The organism is Variovorax sp. P1_G12, assembly GCF_056405555.1.
Window position 1 is genome coordinate 1 of sequence record NZ_JBFUBW010000005.1, and the last position, 18273, is coordinate 18273.

The window sequence follows — 18273 nt, forward strand, 5'->3', positions numbered from 1 at the left end:
CGCAGTGAGGGAGCGTGGGGGCTCAGGCCGGCGCCGGGCCGCCCCAAGGCGGCCTGCGGCCCCCTCGGGGGGCAGCGACCACACGCAGTGAGGGAGCGTGGGGGCTCAGGCCGGCGCCGGGCCGCCCCAAGGCGGCCTGCGGCCCCCTCGGGGGGCAGCGACCACACGCAGTGAGGGAGCGTGGGGGCCTTTCACTCTTCGACTGTATCGCCGTCCTTGCGAATCGAGTCGCGGTCGCGGCGGCCGTAGAGCCGGCCCAGGGTGCTGTCGAGCGCGCGCTTGAGCTTGTCGCAGGCGCCGCGGAAGGCCTCGTCGAGGTTGGGTGCATGGTGGCTCACCGCCAGCGGTTGATGGCGGGCCAGGCGGGCCTCCATCACGCAACGCTTGTCGCCACCACCACTGGCGTCATGGTTTTCGTCGCTCAAGTGGATCTCGACGCGCGTCACATCGGCGACGAAGCGGGCGAGGGTCTGGCGCATTTCGCTGTCGGCCCAGCGCTCCAGGGCGTCCTTGTTCTCGATGCCGTTGCTGGTGTTGACTTGGATCTGCATGGCATGTCCTTTCTGCAAGCCCTGACTGTGCACCCTTCGGACACGGCTGTACGTAAGCATTTGGGCAACGCGTCCGTGGTCGGAACGACGCCCCGCGCGGGCCAGCGACAATCCGGAGCCACCCCGCATACAAAGAAAGAACTCCGATGGCCATCCAGTGGTTCCCCGGTCACATGCACCTGACCCAGAAGGCCATCGCCGAGCGGATCAAGGACATCGACGTCGTCATCGAATTGCTCGACGCCCGGTTGCCCGGTTCCAGCGCCAACCCGAAGCTGGCCGAACTCACCGGCCACAAGCCGGGACTCAAGGTGCTCAACAAGCAGGACCTCGCCGACCCGGCCTGCACCGCGCTCTGGCTGGCCCACTACAACGGCCAGCCGGACACGCGGGCGATCGGCCTGGATGCCAGCCAGACCACGCCGGCGCGCCAGCTCATCGACGCCTGCCACCAGCTGTCGCCGCTGCGCGGCGGCATGGCCAAGCCGATGCGGGTGCTGATCTGCGGCATTCCCAATGTCGGCAAGTCGACGCTCATCAACACGCTCACCGGCAGTCGCAAGGCCAAGACCGGCGACGAGGCCGGCATCACCAAGCTCGAGCAGCGCATCACGCTGGCCGACGACTTCTACCTCTGGGACACGCCGGGCATGCTGTGGCCGCGCATCATCGTCGCCAAGAGCGGCTACAACCTGGCGGCCAGCGGCGCGATCGGCCGCAACGCCTTCGACGAGGAGGAGGTGGCGCTGGAGTTGCTCGACTACCTGAAGGGTCACTACGCGGGCCTGGTCGAGGCGCGCTTCAAGATCGATCCGATCGGCGCGCTGCGCGACGAGGAGGTGCTCGAAGCCATCGGCCGCAAGCGCGGTGCGCTGTTGGGCAAGGGCCGCGTCAATCTGCAGAAGGCGGCCGAGATCGTGATGAACGAATTCCGCAGCGGCAACATCGGGCGCATCACGCTGGAGACGCCCGAGGAATTCGCGCAGTGGCTGGCGGCGGGGCATCTGCTCGATGCGGAGCGCGCCGCGAAGAAGGCGGCGCGGGTGCGCAAGAAGGGGTCGGGGCGGCGCGAAGAGGAGCCACCGGCGGCGCCGGACGCCTCCTAGTCCGCGCCGCCGGCCGCCGCCTGCAGGATTCCGCGCTGGCGCCTATGCTGGAGGGCTCGTCCGGGCGCATGGCGTCCGCGCCCTGCATCGACAGCCAAGGAGTTCCCGCATGCGACACCATCCCCTCGGCCGCACCGGCCTGTTCGTGTCCGAGCTCTGCCTCGGCACCATGACCTTCGGCGGCAGCGACGGTATCTGGAGCCAGATCGGCGACCTCCAGCAGGCCGACGCCGAGCGGCTGGTCGGCCAGGCGCTCGATGCCGGCATCAACTTCATCGACACCGCCGATGTCTATTCGGGCGGACTGTCGGAGCAGATCACCGGCCAGGCGCTGAAGAACCTCAAGGTGCCGCGCGACCAGGTGGTCGTCGCGACCAAGGTCTTCGGCGAGACCGGCCCCGGGCCGAATGCGCGCGGTGCTTCGCGCAGCCACATCCTCGACGGCGTCAAGGCCAGCCTGAAGCGACTGCAGCTGGACCACATCGACCTCTACCAGATCCACGGCTTCGACCCGGCCACGCCGATCGAGGAAACCGTGCGCGCCCTCGACCAACTGGTGCGCCATGGCCACGTGCGCTATGTCGGCGTCTCCAACTGGGCCGCCTGGCAGATCGTCAAGGCGCTGGGCATCGCCGAGCGCTGGGGGCTCGCGCGCTTCGAATCGCTGCAGGCCTACTACACCGTGGCCGGTCGCGACCTCGAGCGCGAACTGATCCCGATGCTGCGCAGCGAAGGCGTCGGGCTGATGGTCTGGAGTCCGCTCGCGGGCGGCCTGCTGAGCGGCAAGTACGGCCGCGAGCAGCAGGGCGAGCAAGGCAGCCGGCGCATCAGCTTCGACTTCCCCCCGGTCGACAAGGACCGGGCCTGGGATTGCGTCGACGCCATGCGTCCGATCGCCGAGGCGCACGGTGTCTCCGTGGCCCAGGTCGCGCTGGCCTGGCTGCTGCACCAGCCGCAGGTCACGAGCGTGATCGTCGGTGCCCGGCGGGCCGAGCAACTGGCCGACAACCTGGCGGCGACGCAGGTGACGCTGGGCGCGGCCGAACTCGCGCAGCTCGACGAGGTCAGCCGGCTGCCGCCCGAGTACCCGGGCTGGATGTTCGCGCGGCAGGGCGAAATCCGGCGCAAGCAGCTGGCTGGCTCCGGACGTTGAGGGGCGGCCGGAGACTTCTGCAATCCTGGTAGCGGTTTTAGGGTTGTCACTCTCTCCGAAACCGGTTCCCATCGTTATGTTTGGCGGACATCCTAGCAACACAACATGTGGAGATTCTCACTGATGCATTCGCGATTCAAGCTTCTCGCGGTGGCCTGCGCCGTTTCGTTTTCAGCCGGCGCATTCGCGGCCGATCCGATCAAGATCGGCGTCGATGGCCCGTTCACCGGTGGCTCCTCGTCGATGGGCGTCAGCATGCGCGACGGCGTGCGCCTGGCCACCGAGGAGATCAACAAGAGCGGCGGCGTGCTCGGCCGCCAGATCCAGCTGGTCGAACGTGACGACGAGGCCAAGAACGAGCGCGGCGTGCAGATCGCCCAGGAGTTCATCAACAAGGAGAAGGTCGTGGCCGTGGTCGGCTACATCAACACCGGCGTCGCCCTCGCTTCGCAGCGCTTCTTCCAGGAAGCCAAGATCCCGGTGCTGAACAACGTCGCGACCGGTTCGATCGTCACGCACCAGTTCGACAAGGAGCCCGAGAACTACGTGTTCCGCAATGCGGCGCATGACAGCATCCAGGCGCCGATGATCGTCCAGGAGGCGGTCACCCGCCGCGGCTACAAGAAGGTCGCGATCCTGGCCGACTCGACCAACTACGGCCAGCTGGGCCGCGAAGACCTCGAGAAGGCCCTCAAGGCCAAGGGCATCACGCCGGTGGCGGTCGAGAAATTCAACATCAAGGACGTCGACATGACGGCCCAGCTGCTGAAGGCCAAGGAAGCCGGCGCCGAGGCGGTGCTGACCTACGGCATCGGCCCCGAGCTGGCGCAGATCGCCAACGGCATGACCAAGCTGGGCTGGAAGGTGCCGATGGTCGGCAGCTGGACCCTGTCGATGGCCAACTTCATCGACAACGCCGGCCCCGGCGGCGATGGTGCGCGCATGCCGCAGACCTTCATCCAGGAAGGCACCACGCCGAAGCGCAAGGAGTTCATCGCGAGCTACCTCAAGACCTTCAAGCCCAAGAACGACCGCATCGATTCGCCGGTGTCGGCGGCGCAGGGCTACGACTCGATCTACCTGCTGGCCGCGGCCATGAAGCAGGCCAACAGCACCGAGGGCCCGAAGATCAAGGCCGCGCTGGAGGAACTCAAGACGCCGGTGGAGGGCGTGGTGACGACCTACAACAAGCCCTTCTCGAAGGCCGACCATGACGCCATCACCGCCAACATCCCGGTGTTCGGCGAAGTCAAGGCCGGCCGGGTGGTCTACGCCAGCCCCGACGACCTGAAGAATGCGGCGCAGGTTCGCCTCAAGGACATGGCAGCCAACGACGCCCTGCTGAAGCAGTAGCCGCGTCCGTGCGCCGGCGCCGCCCCGGGTCATTCCCGCGGCGGCGCCTTTTCATGCCCAACGCTTCGCGAAAGCCGTTCATGCAAATCCTCACCCAACTCATCTTCAGCGGCATCGCGCTGGGCATGATCTACGCCGTCATCGCGTTCGGCTATCAGCTCACCTTCGCCACGTCCGACACGCTCAATTTCGGCCAGGGGGATGCGCTGATGCTCGGCGCGCTCGTCGGCCTCACGCTGGTCACGCTGGGCGTGAACTACTGGCTCATGATCCCGCTGGTGTGCCTCTTCGGCGCCGTGCAGGGCGCCGTGGTCGAGCGCATCGGCGTTCGCCCGGCGATCAAGATCAAGTCGGAGTTCGGCTGGATCATGTCGACCATCGCGCTCGGCATCATCTTCAAGAACGTGGCCGAGAACGTCTGGGGCCGCGACGACCTCAAGTTCCCGTCGCCGCTGCCCGAGGCGCCGATCAAGTTCCTCAACGCCAATGTGCTGCCGATGGAAATCCTGGTGGTGGTCGGCGCTGTCCTCATGATGCTGGCGGTCGAGCTGTTCAACCGCCGCTCGATCTACGGCAAGGCCGTGGTCGCGACCTTCAACGACCGCGACGCCGCCAAGCTGATGGGCATCAACACCGGACTGGTGATCACCTTCTCGTATGCGCTGTCCTCGCTGACCGCGGCCTTCGCGGGCGTGCTGATCGCGCCGCTCACGCTCACCGGCGCCACCATGGGCGCGGTGCTGGGCCTCAAGGCCTTCGCGGTGGCGATCATCGGCGGGCTGACCAGCGGCATGGGCATCATCCTCGGCGGGATCATCCTCGGCATCGCCGAGACCACCACCGGCTTCTACCTGAGCACCGGCTACAAGGACGTGCCCGGCCTGGTGCTGCTGCTGATCGTGCTGGCGGTGCGCCCGGCCGGCCTGTTCGGCAAGACCGCAATCAAGAAGGTCTGAGCCCGCACATGAATTCGAAAATCACCCGTTTCCTGCTTGCGATCGCCGGCTTCGCCGCGCTCATGCTGTTCCCGGTCGCGATCGACAACCCGTACTACATCCACCTGCTCGAGACCATCATGATCTACGCGATCCTGCTGTTCGGGCTCGATATCGTGGTCGGCTACACGGGCCAGGTCTCGCTCGGCCATGCGGGCCTGTTCGGCCTCGGGGCCTACACCGCGGGCGTGCTGGTCTACAAGCTCGGCGCGCCGCTGATGGTGGCGCTGATCGCCTCGATCGGCGTCACGGCGCTGTTCGGCGCGCTGCTGGCGCTGCCGGCGCTGCGCGTCACCGGGCCCTATCTCGCGATGGTGACGCTCGCCTTCGGCACCATCATCCAGATTCTCATCAACGAGATGAGCTTCCTGACCGAAGGGCCGATGGGGATCAAGCTCACGAAGCCGCCGCTGTTCGGCCACAAGCTCGACGAACGCGAGTTCTACTGGCTGGTGGTGCTGATGCTGGTGCTCTCGCTGATCGTGGTGCACCGCATCCTGCGCTCGCACCTGGGGCGCGCCTTCGAGGCGCTGCGCGGCAGCCCCGTCGCCTCCGACTGCATGGGCGTGTCGGTGTACCGCTACAAGGTCTACGCCTTCGTGATCAGCGCCGGCTTCGCCGGTCTGGCGGGCAGCCTGTATGCGTACTCGGAACAGTACATCTCGCCCAACACCTACAACTTCGAGCTCACGGTGCTGTTCCTGCTGGCGGTGATCATGGGCGGGCGCAAGAGCCGCATCGGCGCGATGCTGGGCGCCACCATCATCGTGCTGCTGCCCAAGCTGCTCGACGACGTGGAGCTGTTCCGCTACGTGTCGGTGGCCCTGGCGGTGCTGGTGATGATCGTGGCCGTGGTGGGCGTGCAGAAAAAGCGCGTGACGCCGAAGCAGATGGCGATTCCCGTGGTCGGCAGCATCGCGCTGGCGGGCCTCGCGTTCTGGCTCCAGACCATGACCGACTGGCGGCTCTCGATCTTCGGCGTGATCATGCTGTTCGTCGTCTACTACCTGCAGGACGGCATCGTCGGCTTCGTGCGCAGTGCGCTGAACCTGCGGCGGCAGAAGCCGCAGGCGGAGCCGCTCGCGGCGGGCATGGCGCCGGCCGACGCGGTGTCGGTCGCGGCGATGGCCGGCGGCCAGCCCGAGGTGCTGCAGGCCGCGGGCGTGCTGATGCAGTTCGGCGGCCTCAAGGCGCTCAACAACGTCGATCTCACGGTCAGGCGCGGCACCATCCATGGCCTGATCGGCCCCAACGGCTCCGGCAAGAGCACCATGATGAACGTGCTGACCGGCATCTACGTGCCGACCGCCGGCGCCATCAGCTTCGACGGCCGTTCGCTGGTCGGGCGGACCTCGGCGGACATCGCGCTGTCGGGCATCGCGCGCACCTTCCAGAATGTGCAGCTGTTCGGCGAGATGACGGCGCAGCAGAACGTGCAGGTCGGCCTGCATCACACCTTCCGCAGCAACCTGCTCGACGTCGCGCTGAACACGCCGCGCTACAGGCGCGAGAGCGCGGCCGCGGCCAGCCGGGCGCTGGGCCTGCTGAAGTTCGTCGGGCTGGAGGCGTTCGCGGGCGAGGAGGCGCGCAACCTGCCGTACGGCAAGCAGCGCCTGCTCGAGATCGCGCGCGCGCTGGCGCTCGACCCGCAACTGCTGCTGCTCGACGAGCCTGCGGCCGGCCTCACGGCGCCGGACATCAAGGAGCTGATCGCGATCATCCGCAAGATCCGCGAGCACGGCGTGACCGTGATCCTGATCGAACACCACATGGACGTCGTGATGAGCATGTGCGACACGGTGTCGGTGCTCGACTTCGGCCAGAAGATCGCCGAGGGCGAGCCGGCTGCGGTGCAGTCGGACGAGAAGGTGATCGAGGCCTATCTCGGCGGCCAGGAAGCCAGCCTGCAGCCCGCCTGAGGAAACCATCATGCTGACCATCCAGAATCTATCGGCCGGCTACGGCAAGGTGCAGGTGCTGCACGGCGTCTCGATCGAGGTGCCCAAGGGCAAGATCGTGACCCTGATCGGCTCCAACGGCGCCGGCAAGACCACCACGATGCGCGCGGTGTCGGGAATGATCCAGCCGACGGCCGGCGAGATCACGCTCAACGGCAAGCGCATCGACGGGCTCGAGTCGTATCACATCGCCAAGCTCGGGCTCGCGCATTCGCCCGAGGGCCGGCGCGTGTTCGCGACCATGACCGTGACCGACAACCTGACGCTCGGCGCCTTCCCGCGCCTCACGGGAAGCCGGCCGCGCGGCGATGTCGCGGGCGACCTCGAGCGGGCGCTGGAGCTGTTCCCGCGCCTGAAGGAGCGCCGCACCCAGCTGGCCGGCACCCTGTCGGGCGGCGAGCAGCAGATGCTCGCGATGGCCCGCGCCGTCATGCTGAACCCCGAGGTGGTGCTGCTCGACGAGCCTTCGATGGGGCTGGCGCCGATCCTGGTCGCCGAGGTGTTCCGCATCATCGAGCGGCTCAAGCAGCAGGGCGCGACCATGCTGCTGGTCGAGCAGTTCGCCGCCGCCGCGCTCGGCGTGGCCGACTACGGCTACGTGCTGGAGAACGGCCGCATCTCGCTGCACGGGCCGGCCGAGAAGCTGCGCAACGATCCGGGGGTGAAGGCGGCGTACCTGGGCAGCGGGCATTGAGCGGCTCGCTCGGCACCCGCACCAGCACCCGCCGACCGGATGACGCACACTGCTGCCACCGCTTTCCAGCGAGACAAAAGCATCCATGACCCAGCCCCAAGCCGCCCTTGAAGTCCTCCCGCGCGACATTTCCGCCTACCGCGAGGGCAACACCGGCATCGACTACGTGCACCGCTTCGAGTCCGGCAAGGCGGGCCCGCACGTGCTGATCAACGCGCTGACCCACGGCAACGAGATTTGCGGCATGGTGGCCGCCACGCATCTGCTGGACAGCGGCGTGCGCCCCCGGATCGGCACGCTGACCGTGAGCTTCGCCCACGTCGAGGCCTACAACGCCTTCGATGCCGAGAAGCCCTTCGACAACCGGCAGATCGTCCACAACCTCAACCGTGTCTGGTCCGACGAGTGGCTGGACGGCCCCGAGGACAGCCCCGAACTGCGCCGCGCGCGCGAACTGCGGCCGGTGGTGGGCGCGGCGGATCACATCCTCGACATCCATTCGACCAGCCAGGACGTGGTGCCGTTCTGGGTCTATCCCGATTTCGATCGCAACGCCACGGTGGCGATGGCGATCGGCCTGCCGCCGGTGCACCTGGTCATGCCGAGCGGCCTGGGCTCGGGCACGCCGCTGATCCAGCACGGCCTGCATGCGGGCGCCGATGCGCCGGGCGCCGCGATGGTGGTCGAGTGCGGCCAGCACTTCAGGCAGGCCGCGGCCGACCTCGCGACCGAAGTGACGCTGCGCTTCCTGGCGCACTTCGGCTTGATCGACAGGGAAGGGGGCGCATCCGAGGTCGAGCCGCAGCGCCGCTTCGAGCTGCTGCAGACGCACATGATCCAGGCCGAGGATTTCCGCTTCGTCCGGCCGCTGATCGGCTTCGAGACCTTCGCCAAGGGCGAGCTGATCGCCACCCAGGGCGAGGACGAGATCCGCGCGCCCTGCGACGACTGCACGGTCTTCATGCCGGCGCAGCGGGTGATCGTCGGGCGCGAGGCGGTGTACCTCACCAAGCCGCTCTAAGGCGACCAGGGCGAATGCGCCGAGGAAGGGGCGCAGCATGCGACCTACGGGGACTGCAGCAGCTTCACGATCTGTGCCCTGAGCGGAGGCAGATCGCTCAGGATGGTTTGCACCCGCTGGGGATCGCCTCGACTCATAGGGGCACGGCCTCGCGCAGCACCTGATCGCGAAACTTCGTTGGCAAGCCGTTGGGGGTGAGCACGTCCACCTCCATGCCCAGTAGACTCTTCAGTTCGTAGCGGATGGCGCCGATGTCCATGAGCGTGATTTGCGCCGTGGGTTCGACCAGCAGATCGAGATCGCTGTCGGGCCCATCGTCACCGCGCAGGGCGGAGCCGAACACCCGCACGTTGCTGACGTGATGGCTCAGCGCGATCTCGCGAATGCGGGCGCGATGTCGGGACAGAGCTTCAGAGGGGCGCATGTCGCCGAGTGTAGTGCGGCTAGTTCCGTGGTCTCAAGCCGCGATGAACAGCGCCGGGTCCACCATCGTGCGGTTGAGCATCACGCCCCAGTGCAGGTGCGGCCCGGTGACGCGGCCGGTGGCGCCCACGGCGGCCAGCGGCTCGCCGGTCGGCAGCACATCGCCGGCCTTCACGTCGATGCGGCTCAGATGGCAGTACATCGTGAGCAGGCCGCCGCCATGGTCGAGCCAGACGGTGCCGCCGTTGAAGAAGTAGTCGCCGGTGTCGATGACGCGTCCCGGCAACGGCGCCAGCACGGGCGTGCCGGTGGCGGCCGCGATGTCCATGCCGCTGTGCGGATTGCGCGACTGGCCGTTGAAGACGCGGCGCAGGCCGAAGGAACTGGAGCGGCGGCCCGGCACCGGCACGCGCATCTGCAGATCCTGCAGCCGAGGCTCGGTGAAGGTGGCCATCACCGTGGCCTGGTGGGCCCGCTCGCGCTCGTAGCGGGCCTGGTCCGTGGGCGACAGGTCGACCGTGCCCGGCGCCACCTTGAGGCGCTGCTCGCTGTATCGCTTGGCTGCGACCGTGTAGGCCATCTGCCGTTCGGCGCCGTCCTCCGCGCGCACCGTGATGCGCGAGGTGCCGGGCGCCGCCGCCAGCGGAATGCCGACCAGCGCGGTCCACTCGATCGCGTCGCCGAGCACGAGCAAGGGCACATCGCCCTCGGTGCGCGCCGCCGGCCGCGCGGCGGAGGGGCCGAGCGAGAGGCGCGCCACGCCGCCGGGCACCTGGGCGCCGTGCGGCCAGACCTCGGGTGCCTTGGCAGCCGACGGCGCGGCCTCGACCTGTGCCGCCGGCAGCGCCAGCACACTCATCGTTGCGAGAAGGAGAGAGCGGCGATGCATGGCGCCGTCACTTGCCCCAGCTGTCGCGCATCCCGGCGGCGCGATTGAACACGCGCTGGCCGGAGGCCGCCGCGTTCGCATCCACCACGAAGTACCCGTGGCGTTCGAACTGGAAGCCCGCGCCGCCTGGCGCCGCGCTGGCCAGCGAAGGTTCCACGAAGGCCTGGCAACGCAGGAGGCTGTCGCGATTCAGTTCGTCCTGCAGCTCGCCGCTGCCCGGCTGGGCGGCCGCGAACAGCCGCTCGTACAGGCGCACCTCGGCCGGCAGCGCATCGGCCGCCGCCACCCAGGTGATGTTGCCCTTGACCTTGATCGCATCGGCCCCCGGCGTGCCGCTCTTGGTGTCGGGCACCAGCCTGGCCTGGACTTCCTGCAGCCTGCCGCCGGCATCGCGCGTGCCGCCGGTGCACTCGATCGTGTGACCGTACTTCAGGCGCACCCTGTTGCCGGGGAACAGGCGGAAGAAGCCCTTGGGCTGCACGTCCTCGTAGTCGGTGCGCTCGATCCAGACCTCGCGGCCGATCTTGAACGTGCGCTGGCCCCTTTCCGGATGGTGCGGGTGCACCGGCGCCGAGCAGTCGTCGAGGAAGCCGGCGCCCATCAGTTCGTCCCAGTTCGTGATGACGAGCTTCACCGGGTCGAGCACCGCCATCGCGCGCGGCGCGATCGGGTCGAGCGTGTCGCGCAGCGCCGCCTCGAGGCTGGCGTAGTCGATCCAGCCGCCGGACTTGGTCACGCCCGAGCGTTCGCAGAAGAGCTTCAGCGCGTCGGGCGTGTAGCCGCGGCGGCGCAGGCCCGCGAGGGTCGGCATGCGGGGGTCGTCCCAGCCGTCGACGTGGCCTTCCTCGACCAGCTGGCGCAGGCGGCGCTTGCTGGTGATCACGTGCGTGACGTTGAGGCGGGCGAACTCGTACTGGCGCGGATGCGGCGTGGCGATCAGGCCGCCTTCGGCCAGGCGGTCGAGCAGCCAGTCGTAGAAGGGCCGCTGGTCTTCGAACTCGAGCGTGCAGAAGCTGTGCGTGATCTGTTCCAGCGCGTCCTCGATCGGATGCGCGAAGGTGTACATCGGGTAGATGCACCACTTGTCGCCGGTGTTGTGGTGGGTGGCGCGGCGGATGCGGTAGAGCGCCGGATCGCGCATGTTGATGTTGGGGCTCGCCATGTCGATGCGGGCCCGCAGCACTGCGGCGCCGTCCTCGAGCGCGCCGTCGCGCATGGCACGGAAGCGCGCGAGGTTCTCGTCCGGCGTGCGGCCGCGGAACGGGCTGTCGGTGCCGGGCGTGTTGAAGTCGCCGCGGGTGGCGCGGATCTGCTCGGCGCTCTGCTCGTCGACGTAGGCCAGGCCGGCACCGATCAGGTACTCGGCCGCCCGGTACATGAAGTCGAAATAGTTACTCGCAAAGTACTCGTGCGCGTCGGCCTCGCCCGGCTTGGCAGGGTTGTCGGCCAGCACGGTGTCGTAACCCAGCCATTGCACGGCGTCGCGGATCGCGTCGACGTATTCCTGCTCTTCCTTCTCCGGGTTGGTGTCGTCGAAGCGCAGGTGGCAGACGCCGCCGTATTCCCCGGCCAGCTCGAAGTTGAGCCAGATGCTCTTGGCATGCCCGATGTGCAGGTAGCCGTTGGGTTCGGGCGGGAAGCGCATGCGGACCTTGGCCGGGTCCTGCATGCCCTGGGCGTGATGGGCGGCGTCCCCTGGGGAGCCGCCCCATTTGCGAGTGGAATAATTGCCCTGTTCGAGGTCGCTTTCGATCACGTGGCGCAGGAAATTGCTCGGCTTGGTGCTGTCGTTGTCTGCAGGGGAAGTCATCCGCTCATTCTAGGTGGCCCCCCGAGGGCTCGTTACCTTTGGCAACCTTCTTCACAGAGCGGCGTACACGGGGTTCACACCTCACGCGTTCAATACAGACATGGGCGGCCCACACCCGCCCCAACAGGAGTTTCATGATGAGCGTCACCCGCACCACTTTCTTCAAATGGGCCGCCGCCGGCGTCGTTGCCGCGGGCGCGCTGTTCGCCACCGCTTCGGCCAGTGCGGCTGTCGACTGGTCGGTCGGCGTCAACGTCCCCGGGGTAGCGATCGGCGTGGCGACGCCGCAGCCTTACTACGCCCCGGCACCGGTCTACTACCCGCCGCCGGCTGCCTACTACGCGCCGCCGCCGGTTTACTACCGCCCGGCGCCCCGGGTGTACTACCGTCCGGCGCCCGTGTACTACGCGCCGCCACCGGTGTACTACCGGCCCGCTCCAGGCTATTACGGCCATCGCGGCCACGGCCATGGTCATGGCTACTACCGCTGAGCGACAGACACCCCCGATTGCCTGCTGTCACATCGAAAAAACCGGCCCCGTCGAACGGGCCGGTTTTTTTTGTGCCTGCCCGGGCCCCCCTGGGGGCCCTTACATGGCGCGGAAAAGGTGGGCGTAGAGCCGGCTGACCGGGATCCTGTCGGCGCGGCCGCGCAGGCTCAGGTGCTGCTTGCCGGCCTCGTCGCGGTGAACCGCCTCGATGGCGCTGCTGCGCACGACCACGGCCCGGTGCACCTGCCAGAAGATGCTGGCGTCGATCTGCGGCAGCAACTGCTTGAGCGGCGTGCGGATCAGGTACTCGTGGGTGGCGGTCAGCACGCGCACGTACTTGTCGGCCGCTTCGAAGTACTGCACCTCGTCGATCGGGACCATGCGCACCGTGGCGCCGCCGGCCTCGCTCGCGGCAATGAACCTGAGCGGCGCGGCGGCGGGTGCGGGTCCGGCGGCGGCGCTGCTCAGCAACCGGCGCCATTGCGCCAGCGTCTGTTCCAGCGCGGCGGGCGCGGCCGCTTCGGCGGGTTCCTGGGCAGCCAGCGCCTGCTTGAGCCTGGCGACGGTCTTGCGCAGTCGCTCGGCGTGGACCGGCTTGAGGATGTAGTCGATCGCCTGCGCCTCGAAGGCGCGCGCAGCGTATTCGTCGTAGGCGGTGACGAACACCAGCTGCGGCATCGGCGCCTCGTCGGTCGGCCAGGTGTCGGCCAGTTCGGCGGCGGCGCCCAGCCCGTCGAGGCCCGGCATCCGGATGTCGAAGAACAACACCTGCGGCAGCCGTTGCAATGCCTCCTGCACGGCACTGGCACCGTCGCCCACACAGGCGACCACGTCGAGCTCGGGCCATGCGGCGGCCAGTTCAGTCCGCAACGCCTGCGCGAGCAGGGGTTCGTCTTCGGCAATGAGGGCTGTGGCTTTCATGCGTTCAGGTGGGAAATGCGACTGTCGCGAGGGTCCCGCCCTCGGGTATGTGCTGCAGCGTCAAGCTGCCTCGCGCTCCGTAGACCGTGGCGAGGCGCTCGCGCACCTGCGTCACGCCGAAGCCGTCGCCATGGGTCGGCAGCGTCGCGTCCAGGCCGACGCCGGTGTCGCAGACTTCGATCGAGATCTGCGGCATGCCGTCCTCGGAACGGTTCTCGCGCCGCGCACGCACGCGGATTTCGCCGCCTTCGACCTTCGGCTCGAGTCCGTGGCGGATGCAGTTCTCCACCAGGGGTTGAAGCAGCAGCGGTGGCACCGGCACGTCGCGCAAAGCGTCGGGCAGGTCGAGCGCATAGCGCAGGCGCGGCCCCATGCGCACCGACATGAGCTCGAGGTAGTCGCGCAGCCGATCGAATTCGCAGGCCAGCGGATGCGACGTGGCCCGGGAGCCGGCGAGCGTGACACGCAAGTAGTTGTTGAGGTGGTCGAGCATCTCGACCGCGCGCGGCGGATCGACCGCGATCAGCGCTCGCAGGTTGGCCAGCGTGTTGAACAGCATGTGCGGCTCCAGCTGGGTCTCGAGCAGCTTGAGCCTGGCCTCGCCGGCGTCGCGCTCGGCGGTGACGATCTTGGCGGCCAGCGCGGCGGCCCTGCCGCGCGCGTGGAAGTAGAAGCTCGCGACGACGCCGGCGACGATCGTGATCACCAGGCTGATGGTGTTGTCGCGCGGCGTCGAGACGTTGCGGGAGTCGAACAGCAAGTCACCCACGCGGTCGCCGACCAGGAAGCCGCAGCCGATGCCCACGGCGGTCAGCAGCAGGCCGCGCCAGCCCTTCGGCCAGCCATGGCCGCCGGCGCCGTCGGTGTGGCAGTGGCGCTTGTCGACCAGGTAGCGCCCGAACTCGATGACGGCCCAGGTGACGGTGCCTACGGACAAGGCGTAGCCGAGCTGCATCAGGTAGGTCTTGTTCGGCCAGATCGCAGTGGTCAGCACCGCCACCACGCAGCAGAAGGCGATGACTTGCAGGTAGTGCCGGCCCGCGCTGGACCAATGGATCTTCATGGCGCCAGATTCTGGACGAAGAAGCGGGCGATGGCGTCATAGACGGCGCGCAGGCTGGCCCGGTCGAAGCCCGGCGGGTCGTTCAGGAGCCGGGCTGCGCGGGGTGGCAGGCCGGGCGGCTGCGGAGACAGGATCGAGCCATGGCCCGCCGTCGGCATGTCGGCGACCAGTTCGCAGCCTGTGCCGCAGGCTGCGCGCACCGCGTCGACGTGCCATTGCGGAGCGAGCCAGTCGTCCCGGCCGGCGCGCACCAGTCCCAATGGAATCCGCGGCGTCGCGAGCGAGGCCATGTCGACGGGCGCGGCCATGGGGACGGCAGCCACCGCGGCCGTGATTCGCGGATCGGTCCAGGTTTCGAGCGTGGTCTGGTCGCCCAGCTTCCAATGGATCGCGCGGCGAGCGACCGCCAGGCGCAAGCCGTCGAGCCTGTCGCCGGTGAGCGAGCTCGCCAGGCCCACGCAGGCCGGAAAGTCCTCGGCCAGATGCGCCTGGCAATGCGCGTCCAGCAGGGCCGGTGACCAGCGCGCGCCGGCCAGGGTCAGCGCCGTGAGGCCGCCGGCAGACATCCCGAAGACGCCGACATGCTGGAAGTCGAGCAACGGCGCGAAGCGCGCGTCGGCGGCCATCGCGTCGATCGCTTGCGACACCTCCTTCGGCCGATGGCGCCATGTCGCAGGGCCGATATCGCTCATGTCGTGGTAGTTGTCGCCGGCGTGTTCCGGCATGGCGACGGTGAAGCCGGCGTCCACCAGCGCGATCGCCAGGTCGGCCTGCGGCCAGGGCGAGCCGCCCGAGCCGTGGGACATGACCACCAGGCGGCCGTTGCCGCGCAGCGGGGCGGCGTCGGCGGCCAGTTGGAAGGAGAAGGGGCCGCGGCTGAATCGGGCGGGCGCGGCGGCGGTCGGGTAGAACACCGTGACCGGGCCGGTGCCCGGCGGCGCCGGCAGCAGCGCGACGCCGGTGGCGGCCGACGCGGCGTGGCCCAGCAGGCCGAACAGGGCCAGCGCCAGCAGGTGTCGCACGCCGGCCTTCACCACGGGTCTCCCTTGGCGCCGCCGGCCAGCCTGGCGCGTTCGCGCCCGGCCATGCGCTCCAGCAGCGCGCCGCCCGGCGGCAGCATCCAGACCGCGGCCCCGTGGGCCAGCAAGCCGACGCCCCAGCCCAGCAGCGGGTAGATGGCCCACGCGCGGCCGTTCGCTACCGAGATGCCGATCAGGCCGAGGTTGACGATGATGTAGATCGCGGCATGGCTGAACCAGCCCAGCTTGGCCTTGGCGCGCCGCAATGCGAGCCGCTCGATGCGTGATGATTCGGTGGACATGGAAGTCTCCTGGATTGTGCAGACAAGGGCAGGGTTCAGGCGCCGGGGGCGCCAGCCGCCACGCGGTCCTCGCGGATCGCCAGCTTCCAGAGCCGCACCGCGCGGCCGGCGAAGACGCCGCTGAAGACGCCGTACAGCAGCGCGATGGCGAGCGCGAAGGTGGCATCGTGGCGGATCTCCGGGTGCATCGCCAGGGTGGCGCCGACCACGCACTTGGTGAAGAAGATGCCCATCATGAGCAGCAGCGGCACGGCGCTGCCTGCGACGTGGAACCGGCGCGTCGCCTCGTCGTAGCGCGTGCCGGCCGGCAATCCGCGCTTCAATACGAGGGTCAGCGCCGCCCCGGCCGCCGCGGCCCAGGCCGGCACGCTGAGGCTCGAATCTCCGAAAGCCGAGGTCACGCCATAGATAGAGAGGCCGGTCATCACGATCGGCACCAGCGTCACCCGGCCCAGGCTCACGCTGCTGGCCAGCAGTTGCCTGGCGCCGAGCCACAGCAGGGTGGCGAACAGGATGTAGACCCACTTCGGGGTGTGCAGGAAGACTTGGGTCAGCATGGGTTGCTCCTGTGAGATTGGAGGGAGAGGTTCGAAAGGGTCAGGCAAGCCCCAGCCACTGGCCCCAGACCAGTTGGCCGAGATAGCGGCTGGGCAGCAGCGTGAAGGCGCCGGCCACGATGCAGGCGCTGATGTAGGTGGCCTGCATCGCGATCCGGTGGCCGCGGATGTCGCCCCGGGCGAGCTTCCAGAAGGCGCGCGAGAGGCCGAAGAAGGTGGCCGGCACCAGCAGGTGCACCAGCGTGTAGCCGCCGATGTTCGGCAGCCTGAAGTCCCGGATGAAGAGCGCCGACAGCGCGGCCATGACGATCAGCGTGACCCACGCATAGCCCAGCGCCCGGTGCAGGCGCGGCCGCTGGGGCCGGCTCCGGCGGGCCCAGAGCACCACCGGCCCGAGGGCCAGGGCGGAGGCGGCGGAGGCGAGGTGGATGGCGATGACCGGTGACATTTGCATGGCGGGCTCCTGAGGCGATGGGCGGACTGTGCCGCCCGCCCGGCGGGCCCGCCACGGCCATGCGACGAACCGCGCCTGGGCGGCGCCAGTTGCATTCCGTGATCGCCGGACGCAGGCGTCCACGGCGGCTTTACCGAGGCTTTACGGTTCGTAAGGGCTGGGCGCTACGATTCGGCGCTCCACTACGGGCTGCCACCCTCAAGCTCTCTTCACCGATGTCGTCCCCCCTTCCCGAGCCCGCCACCGAAGACCTCCACGCATCCCGCCCCGTGCCTTCCCGGCGGCGGCGCTGGCTCGGCAGCCTGCTGGCGCTGGGCCTGGTGGCGGCGTTGGCCGGCGGCGCCTGGTACCTGATCCAGCGCTCGGGCGAACCGGCGGGCGGGCGCCCCAATTTCGGCGGCGCCAGCTCCACCGTCGGCCACGCCACCGCGCAGCGCGTGGAAATGCCGATCCTGATCGATGCCCTGGGCACGGTGACGCCGCTGGCGACCATCACGCTCAAGCCGCAGGTCGGCGGCGTGCTGACCGAGGTGCTCTATACCGAGGGCCAGACCGTCAGCAAGGGCCAGTTGCTGGCCCGCATCGACCCGCGTCCCTACGAGCAGGCGCTGATGCAGGCCCAGGGCAACCGGGTGCGCGACGAGGCGCAGCTCGAGGCGGCGCGCGTCACCCTGTCGCGCTACCGCACGCTGCTGGGCCAGGACTCGATCGCCCGGCAGGACGTCGACACCCAGGCCGCGCTGGTCAAGCAGCTTGAAGGCACCGTGACCACCGACCGAGCGGCCGAGGCCGCCGCCAAGCTCAACCTCGACTACACCCGGGTCACGGCGCCGGTGGCCGGGCGCATCGGGCTGCGCACGGTCGACCCGGGCAACACGGTGACGGCCAACGCCACCACCGGCATCGCGGTGATCACCCAGATGAACCCGATCGACGTCCAGTTCGCGGTGCCGCAGGACCGCGTGCCCGACATCCAGGCCCAGCTGGCCAAGGGCGAGGCGCTGCCGGTCAAGGCGCTGGACCGGGTGCGCAGCGCGGTGCTGGACACCGGCACCTTCTCGACCTTGGACAACGTGGTCGACACCAGCACCGGCACGGTGCGGGCCAAGGCGCGCTTCGCCAACACCGGCACGCCGCTGTTCCCGAACCAGTTCGTCAACGTGCAGATGGTGCTGCGCACCGTGAACGCGGTCGTGGTCCCGGTGACCGCGGTGCGCATCGGGCCCAACGGCAATTTCGTCTATGTGGTCAACGAGGACCGCACGGTGTCGGTGCGCCCGGTGAAGCGCGGCGAGGCCACGGTCGACGTGGTGGCGATCCTCGACGGCGTGAAGGCCGGCGAGGACGTGGTGACCGAAGGCGGCGACCGCCTGAAGGATGGCGCCCGCGTGCAGCTGCAGGGCGACAAGCCGGCGATGGCGCCGCGCCCGGGGGCCTCCGGCCCGCGCGGGCCGCGCACACCCGGCGGTCCGAACGGCGAGGGCCGGCGGCAGCGGCCTCCGCAGTAGGGAGC

19 protein-coding genes are annotated in these 18273 nt (G+C 69.0%); 9 read left to right on the top strand and 10 right to left on the bottom strand.

The window, feature by feature from the left end; translation table 11 throughout:
• Window positions 1-191: 191 nt before the first annotated feature.
• Entirely contained in the window at window positions 192-551 is a 360-nt protein-coding gene (locus AC1D2O_RS07080; RefSeq protein WP_478090868.1) for an HPF/RaiA family ribosome-associated protein, read from the bottom strand.
• 146 nt (window positions 552-697) lie between these two features.
• Between AC1D2O_RS07080 and ylqF the strand changes: the two genes are divergently transcribed.
• The 7 genes from ylqF (at window position 698) to AC1D2O_RS07115 (ending at window position 8831) form a co-directional block, all read left to right on the top strand.
• Window positions 698-1657: a ribosome biogenesis GTPase YlqF gene (ylqF, locus tag AC1D2O_RS07085; RefSeq protein ID WP_478090867.1), complete on the top strand. Its 960-nt coding sequence runs from the start codon at window positions 698-700 to the stop codon at window positions 1655-1657.
• Between the two features lie 109 nt (window positions 1658-1766).
• Complete coding sequence (locus tag AC1D2O_RS07090) at window positions 1767-2810, top strand: aldo/keto reductase (RefSeq protein ID WP_478090866.1); 1044 nt, start codon at window positions 1767-1769, stop codon at window positions 2808-2810.
• A gap of 123 nt (window positions 2811-2933) precedes the next feature.
• Window positions 2934-4163 (top strand): ABC transporter substrate-binding protein, encoded by a 1230-nt coding sequence (locus AC1D2O_RS07095; RefSeq protein WP_478090865.1) that lies wholly within the window; start codon window positions 2934-2936, stop codon window positions 4161-4163.
• Window positions 4164-4243: 80 nt separating this feature from the next.
• On the top strand, window positions 4244-5119 hold the full coding sequence (locus AC1D2O_RS07100) for a branched-chain amino acid ABC transporter permease (RefSeq protein ID WP_478156601.1): 876 nt from the start codon (window positions 4244-4246) through the stop codon (window positions 5117-5119).
• Window positions 5120-5127: 8 nt separating this feature from the next.
• On the top strand, window positions 5128-7077 hold the full coding sequence (locus AC1D2O_RS07105) for a branched-chain amino acid ABC transporter ATP-binding protein/permease (RefSeq protein WP_478090863.1): 1950 nt from the start codon (window positions 5128-5130) through the stop codon (window positions 7075-7077).
• Between the two features lie 10 nt (window positions 7078-7087).
• A complete protein-coding gene (locus AC1D2O_RS07110) occupies window positions 7088-7810 on the top strand; it encodes an ABC transporter ATP-binding protein (RefSeq protein ID WP_478090862.1) in 723 nt (240 codons plus the stop codon).
• An 85-nt stretch (window positions 7811-7895) separates the two neighbouring features.
• Complete coding sequence (locus tag AC1D2O_RS07115) at window positions 7896-8831, top strand: M14 family metallopeptidase (protein ID WP_478090861.1); 936 nt, start codon at window positions 7896-7898, stop codon at window positions 8829-8831.
• A 133-nt stretch (window positions 8832-8964) separates the two neighbouring features.
• Here AC1D2O_RS07115 and AC1D2O_RS07120 read toward each other — a convergent pair whose 3' ends face one another.
• Genes AC1D2O_RS07120 through AC1D2O_RS07130 form a run of 3 tightly spaced genes read right to left on the bottom strand, consistent with a single transcriptional unit; the run spans window position 8965 to window position 11953 of the window.
• On the bottom strand, window positions 8965-9255 hold the full coding sequence (locus AC1D2O_RS07120) for a nucleotidyltransferase family protein (protein WP_478090860.1): 291 nt from the start codon (window positions 9253-9255) through the stop codon (window positions 8965-8967).
• A 33-nt stretch (window positions 9256-9288) separates the two neighbouring features.
• Window positions 9289-10143, bottom strand: coding sequence for a peptidoglycan DD-metalloendopeptidase family protein (locus AC1D2O_RS07125; protein WP_478156602.1), 855 nt, complete (start codon window positions 10141-10143; stop codon window positions 9289-9291).
• A gap of 7 nt (window positions 10144-10150) precedes the next feature.
• Entirely contained in the window at window positions 10151-11953 is a 1803-nt protein-coding gene (locus AC1D2O_RS07130) for a glutamine--tRNA ligase/YqeY domain fusion protein (RefSeq protein ID WP_478090269.1), read from the bottom strand.
• A 137-nt stretch (window positions 11954-12090) separates the two neighbouring features.
• Between AC1D2O_RS07130 and AC1D2O_RS07135 the strand changes: the two genes are divergently transcribed.
• Window positions 12091-12444 carry a hypothetical protein gene (locus AC1D2O_RS07135; RefSeq protein ID WP_478090268.1) on the top strand — a complete coding sequence of 118 codons (354 nt, stop codon included), beginning with the start codon at window positions 12091-12093 and terminating at the stop codon, window positions 12442-12444.
• Window positions 12445-12543: 99 nt separating this feature from the next.
• Here the strand turns inward: AC1D2O_RS07135 and AC1D2O_RS07140 are convergent, their stop codons facing one another.
• Genes AC1D2O_RS07140 through AC1D2O_RS07165 form a run of 6 tightly spaced genes read right to left on the bottom strand, consistent with a single transcriptional unit; the run spans window position 12544 to window position 16760 of the window.
• The gene (locus AC1D2O_RS07140) at window positions 12544-13365 is read right to left on the bottom strand and encodes a LytR/AlgR family response regulator transcription factor (RefSeq protein ID WP_478090267.1); all 822 of its coding nucleotides are present in this window, start codon (window positions 13363-13365) and stop codon (window positions 12544-12546) included.
• 4 nt (window positions 13366-13369) lie between these two features.
• The gene (locus tag AC1D2O_RS07145; RefSeq protein ID WP_478090266.1) at window positions 13370-14428 is read right to left on the bottom strand and encodes a sensor histidine kinase; all 1059 of its coding nucleotides are present in this window, start codon (window positions 14426-14428) and stop codon (window positions 13370-13372) included.
• Entirely contained in the window at window positions 14425-15462 is a 1038-nt protein-coding gene (locus AC1D2O_RS07150) for an alpha/beta hydrolase family protein (protein WP_478090265.1), read from the bottom strand. The genes AC1D2O_RS07145 and AC1D2O_RS07150 overlap by 4 nt, the downstream gene beginning before the upstream one ends.
• Window positions 15459-15749 (bottom strand): 2TM domain-containing protein, encoded by a 291-nt coding sequence (locus tag AC1D2O_RS07155; RefSeq protein WP_478090264.1) that lies wholly within the window; start codon window positions 15747-15749, stop codon window positions 15459-15461. Before AC1D2O_RS07155 ends, AC1D2O_RS07150 begins: the two co-directional genes overlap by 4 nt.
• Window positions 15750-15784: 35 nt before the next feature.
• Window positions 15785-16306, bottom strand: a complete 522-nt coding sequence (locus AC1D2O_RS07160; protein ID WP_478090263.1) for a DUF6622 family protein — start codon at window positions 16304-16306, stop codon at window positions 15785-15787.
• Window positions 16307-16346: 40 nt separating this feature from the next.
• Entirely contained in the window at window positions 16347-16760 is a 414-nt protein-coding gene (locus AC1D2O_RS07165; protein WP_478090262.1) for a DUF2306 domain-containing protein, read from the bottom strand.
• A gap of 215 nt (window positions 16761-16975) precedes the next feature.
• Between AC1D2O_RS07165 and AC1D2O_RS07170 the strand changes: the two genes are divergently transcribed.
• Window positions 16976-18268 (top strand): efflux RND transporter periplasmic adaptor subunit, encoded by a 1293-nt coding sequence (locus tag AC1D2O_RS07170; protein ID WP_478090261.1) that lies wholly within the window; start codon window positions 16976-16978, stop codon window positions 18266-18268.
• The last annotated feature ends 5 nt before the right edge of the window (window positions 18269-18273 follow it).

Bases quoted from the DNA above. Each gene is read 5' to 3' on its own strand.
- AC1D2O_RS07170 (WP_478090261.1), top strand. From the start codon at position 16,976: ATGTCGTCCCCCCTTCCCGAGCCCGCCACCGAAGACCTCCACGCATCC.
- AC1D2O_RS07160 (WP_478090263.1), bottom strand. From the start codon at position 16,306: ATGCTGACCCAAGTCTTCCTGCACACCCCGAAGTGGGTCTACATCCTG.
- AC1D2O_RS07135 (WP_478090268.1), top strand. From the start codon at position 12,091: ATGAGCGTCACCCGCACCACTTTCTTCAAATGGGCCGCCGCCGGCGTC.
- ylqF (WP_478090867.1), top strand. From the start codon at position 698: ATGGCCATCCAGTGGTTCCCCGGTCACATGCACCTGACCCAGAAGGCC.
- AC1D2O_RS07110 (WP_478090862.1), top strand. From the start codon at position 7,088: ATGCTGACCATCCAGAATCTATCGGCCGGCTACGGCAAGGTGCAGGTG.
- AC1D2O_RS07165 (WP_478090262.1), bottom strand. From the start codon at position 16,760: ATGCAAATGTCACCGGTCATCGCCATCCACCTCGCCTCCGCCGCCTCC.
- AC1D2O_RS07145 (WP_478090266.1), bottom strand. From the start codon at position 14,428: ATGAAGATCCATTGGTCCAGCGCGGGCCGGCACTACCTGCAAGTCATC.
- AC1D2O_RS07100 (WP_478156601.1), top strand. From the start codon at position 4,244: ATGCAAATCCTCACCCAACTCATCTTCAGCGGCATCGCGCTGGGCATG.
- AC1D2O_RS07115 (WP_478090861.1), top strand. From the start codon at position 7,896: ATGACCCAGCCCCAAGCCGCCCTTGAAGTCCTCCCGCGCGACATTTCC.
- AC1D2O_RS07155 (WP_478090264.1), bottom strand. From the start codon at position 15,749: ATGTCCACCGAATCATCACGCATCGAGCGGCTCGCATTGCGGCGCGCC.
- AC1D2O_RS07120 (WP_478090860.1), bottom strand. From the start codon at position 9,255: ATGCGCCCCTCTGAAGCTCTGTCCCGACATCGCGCCCGCATTCGCGAG.
- AC1D2O_RS07080 (WP_478090868.1), bottom strand. From the start codon at position 551: ATGCAGATCCAAGTCAACACCAGCAACGGCATCGAGAACAAGGACGCC.
- AC1D2O_RS07095 (WP_478090865.1), top strand. From the start codon at position 2,934: ATGCATTCGCGATTCAAGCTTCTCGCGGTGGCCTGCGCCGTTTCGTTT.
- AC1D2O_RS07140 (WP_478090267.1), bottom strand. From the start codon at position 13,365: ATGAAAGCCACAGCCCTCATTGCCGAAGACGAACCCCTGCTCGCGCAG.
- AC1D2O_RS07125 (WP_478156602.1), bottom strand. From the start codon at position 10,143: ATGCATCGCCGCTCTCTCCTTCTCGCAACGATGAGTGTGCTGGCGCTG.
- AC1D2O_RS07090 (WP_478090866.1), top strand. From the start codon at position 1,767: ATGCGACACCATCCCCTCGGCCGCACCGGCCTGTTCGTGTCCGAGCTC.
- AC1D2O_RS07105 (WP_478090863.1), top strand. From the start codon at position 5,128: ATGAATTCGAAAATCACCCGTTTCCTGCTTGCGATCGCCGGCTTCGCC.
- AC1D2O_RS07130 (WP_478090269.1), bottom strand. From the start codon at position 11,953: ATGACTTCCCCTGCAGACAACGACAGCACCAAGCCGAGCAATTTCCTG.